Consider the following 3904-nt stretch of genomic DNA (forward strand, 5'->3'; position numbering starts at 1 on the left):
ACCCTGCCGCTGTGATTACGGTAGCTCTCCACTAAACGGTAATAACCGCTATAGATTCCCGTTTCGGGGTTGGTGCGCATGGATACTTTGAAATACATGCCCCAAAGTAAACATGTAAACCGCTGATATACAATACCCCCTTGTGTACTACAAATGATTTTTCGAAAATTCAGACACTGATTATCAATGTATTACAAAAGCAAATAGAGCAAAAGAGCCTATTTTGAGGTGAAAAAAGGTGTTTTTTTAATGAATTTTGGATGGAAAGCTGCAAGATGGGTTAATCATTTATTATCTCCGCAAACATCCCTATGCTAAAATAGATGAAATTCGCAATTATCTGCACAACCAACTGTCAGATTCGGATCCGGAAAGCACCAGCACTTCAGAAAAAACGTTTCGACGCGATCTCAACGATCTCAAATTACTGGGAGTAACCTGATATATACCGAAGCGGTGGATCGATATCTGAAAACCCGCATCAAAGACTATGATTACCAACAACATTTTGGCGGGGTGATTTATCTGTTTGTCAGGGGTGTGAGGAAACATTCCACCAACGGCATCTTTATCACCAAGCCGGGGCAAGGGGCAATTGGGAATATTTTGAGGGAAGTCACTGAAACATGCGAGGTTAAATAATTTTTACTTCGCAGCAACGTTCAAATATCACGACCAACGAAGCTAAACAAGTTGTCGACAATTTTAAAGAAGAAACCGGAAAGATCAAACAGCACGAAAAACGCCCCCCAACCAAAAGCCCCGCATCATTGGCCGTTGTTTTGAGCCTCTTTAGCCTTTTTTTTGAAGTAACCCCGAAACAAGAAGTGGTGTCTGACAGCTTCCAGATCTTCATTAAGCTTTTGGGAGCTGCTTTCGAGGTTGATGATGGTTTCACGCAAATGGGCACCGGCAACTTCGTCGTGCATCAACACGCCAAAAGGGGTTTGGACGTTAGAGCTGGCCTGTTTCAAATTACGAATCAACACATTGGCCGTATCAGACATCTGTTGCAACTGCACCATTGACGATCGCAAGGTTTTAAAAAGCACGGTATCGGCAATGAGTTCCTTGATGAGTGTGCCATTGTTGTTAAGGCCGGCGGTGATGGAGGCCATGGCATTCATCAATTCCTGAGCTTTGGCCGAGGAAAGCTGCAGGGAAACAGAAGCGGCATTGATGTTTTCGTAAACGGCACTGTCCATGATGAGCTGACCGAGGGTTCCTTTTCCGTCAGCAATTTTGTGAAAAATCACTTTCAGGTCGGAGGTGATTGCCAGCAGGTTTATATTATTCTCCTGAAAGGTATTGAGCATCCCATCGGTGGAGAAGGTTTTTTGAACCAACAGCGTATCGCCATCGGCCACCACAGGAGCGTGCTGAGTTCCCCCCACAATCACCATGATTTTATTGCCCATGAGGCCATCGTTGCTGATTTTCACTTTGGCATCTTTGCGAATGTAGTGTTGGGCACTGTTCTCAATATTCACAAAAACCAATACTTTAGAATGATGAGTAAACTGCAACTTGCCCACGGTACCCACCTTGACGCCTGAAAACCAGACATTGTTACCCGTTTGCAAGCCATTGACATCGTCAAAGAGGCAGACGACGGTCATTTTGCTTTTAAAAGTGCTGCGCAAATTACCCACCATGAGAATGCCGGCTACCAGAAACAAAATGCCCAGAAAGACAAATAGGCCAACCACAACGCTGCGTTTATTTTGAATATCGGTCATAATTCACTGCAAAAAATTGTAATTAAAAAAAGCTTTCAGTTGGTCATCATCAGTCACAAAGAGTTCATCAAAAGACCCAATTTTAGAGAACTTACCTTTGGACAACATGGCGATGCGGTTAGCCGTGTTTTTGGCACAGGTCAGGTCGTGAGTGATAATGAGCGAGCTGGTGTGATATTGGGATTGCACCAGATTGATGAGCTCAATGATGTCGGCGCTGGTCACGGGATCCAAACCGGAGGTCGGTTCATCGTAGAGCATGATTTTGGGTTTGAGGATGAGCGTGCGTGCAATGCCAATGCGCTTGCGTTGACCGCCGGAGAGATCTGAAGGCATTTCCCGAATTTTGTCACGTAAGCCGACGGCCTCGAGGGCTTCTTCCACCGCCCGGGTCACTTGCAGCCGGTTCAAATGTTTTACATTCATGGTCAATGGAAAAGCGAGATTTTGAAACACATTCATGCTGTCGTACAAGGCACTGTTTTGAAAGGAAAAACCGATGTGCAAACGCAACCGGTCCAACGCTTTTCGATTTAAAGCAGCCACGTTTTGTCCCAAAACCGTCACCAGGCCTTTATCGGGCAGCAATAATCCGACAATCATCTTGATTAACACCGACTTTCCGGAACCTGATTTGCCAAGAATCGCAATGTTTTCACCTTCGTAGAGGTTCAAATCGATCCCCTGAAGAACCGGCAACTCACCAAAAGACTTAAAGAGTCCACTGATAGAGATCACCGGCGCATGATCATTGACAATATGACGGTTTTCACGTTCCATGATTCATCCGTATCGGAAAAAGTTAATGCCCGTGACAATGATAAACTCTTCGATAAAAACGAGAAAGATGGTGAGCACTACGGCCTGGTTGGCAGCACGTCCCACGCCACGAGTACCCTGAGTGGCATGGTATCCCATGTAGCAACTCACCATGCCGATGGTAAAACCATAGGTCACCGATTTAAGCATAAAGGCAAACAGATCGAGAAAGCTGATGTATGAAAAGGCATTTTGATAGAAACTAATCAGACTGCTGCTCTCCTGTTCATGAACATTCAAATAGGATCCATAGAGGCCAATAAAGCTGCAATAGATGGCCAACACGGGGATGGCAATGGTGGTGGCCATCACCCGAGTGACAACCAGATACTTAAAGGGATTAATGGCCGACACTTCCATGGCATCAATCTGTTCGGTCACTTGCATTGACCCCAGTTCGGCACCAATGCCCGATCCAACTTTACCGGCACAAATCAGTGCGGTCACCAAAGGCCCCAATGCTCTGACAATGGCCAAACAGACCAACGAAGGGAGCCAGGAGGTGGCACCAAAGTCGACCAATCCGGGACGCGACTGCTCGGTAAAGACCACCCCGACAATGAACCCCGTGATAGAGATGAGTAAGAGAGACTTTAACCCTACATCGAAACATTGGTTGATTAACTCATTCAGATGAAATGGTTTCGTAAATGCTTCTTTAAAAAAGCGAACAACAAAGAGGAACGCATTGCTACAGTCGCAAAGAAATTCGTCAATCTTTTTAGAGAAGAGAACTCCTTTGGACGCAAAACGCACATTGATTCTATGTTTTAAATTATGAATCATCACTTTTCACATCATCGCACCCCCATGAAACCCATCGCAGATGACTGGTATCTTCGTCGGGCAAATGGCCTACTGTGTGTCCGCACATCGGCAACAAGGCAATAATTTAAAAAGAATTATGCAATTCATCAAGTTTTTTTGTGAAGCATGGGGGAGTGGAGGAGTGGAGGGGTGGAGGGGTTTAGGAGTGGAGAAGTGGAAGGATGGAAGGATGGAAGGATGGAGGGGTATTGGGCTAAAGCCCGAGGTTTGAGGGTGCTTTCAATAACCCTTGGCTAAAGCCAAGGGTTATTGAAAGCGACAAGGGTTAAAGCCAAGGGCGAGTCATATAGCCGAGGTAATTCATGATGTCAAGGGCGACTCATAAAGTACCCAGGGTTTGAGACAAGATGCATTCATGAAGTACCCGGGCTAAAGCCCGGGGTTTGGGGGTGGTATTTATGCCCCTTGGTTAATGACAAGGGGTATTCCGAAAGCGACAAGGGCTAAAGACAAGGGCGATTCTTATAGCCGAGGTAATTCACGATGGCAGGGGCGATTCATGAAAAACCCAGGGCTTA

Annotated in this window: 3 protein-coding genes; all 3 read right to left on the reverse strand. The window is 45.8% G+C overall.

Annotated features, from left to right (window positions below; translation table 11 throughout):
* Positions 1–767 precede the first annotated feature (767 nt).
* Genes LX69_RS14595 through LX69_RS14605 form a run of 3 tightly spaced genes read right to left on the reverse strand, consistent with a single transcriptional unit; the run spans position 768 to position 3314 of the window.
* On the reverse strand, positions 768–1739 hold the full coding sequence (locus LX69_RS14595) for an MlaD family protein (RefSeq protein ID WP_111446789.1): 972 nt from the start codon (positions 1737–1739) through the stop codon (positions 768–770).
* A gap of 3 nt (positions 1740–1742) precedes the next feature.
* The gene (locus LX69_RS14600) at positions 1743–2519 is read right to left on the reverse strand and encodes an ABC transporter ATP-binding protein (RefSeq protein WP_111446790.1); all 777 of its coding nucleotides are present in this window, start codon (positions 2517–2519) and stop codon (positions 1743–1745) included.
* Between the two features lie 3 nt (positions 2520–2522).
* Entirely contained in the window at positions 2523–3314 is a 792-nt protein-coding gene (locus LX69_RS14605; protein WP_245935034.1) for an MlaE family ABC transporter permease, read from the reverse strand.
* Positions 3315–3904: the final 590 nt, after the last annotated feature.

This window comes from Breznakibacter xylanolyticus (assembly GCF_003254275.1).
Lineage (GTDB): Bacteria > Bacteroidota > Bacteroidia > Bacteroidales > Marinilabiliaceae > Breznakibacter > Breznakibacter xylanolyticus.

Coding starts and splice junctions, on each gene's coding strand:
- LX69_RS14600 (WP_111446790.1), bottom strand. CDS start 2,519: ATGGAACGTGAAAACCGTCATATTGTCAATGATCATGCGCCGGTGATC.
- LX69_RS14595 (WP_111446789.1), bottom strand. CDS start 1,739: ATGACCGATATTCAAAATAAACGCAGCGTTGTGGTTGGCCTATTTGTC.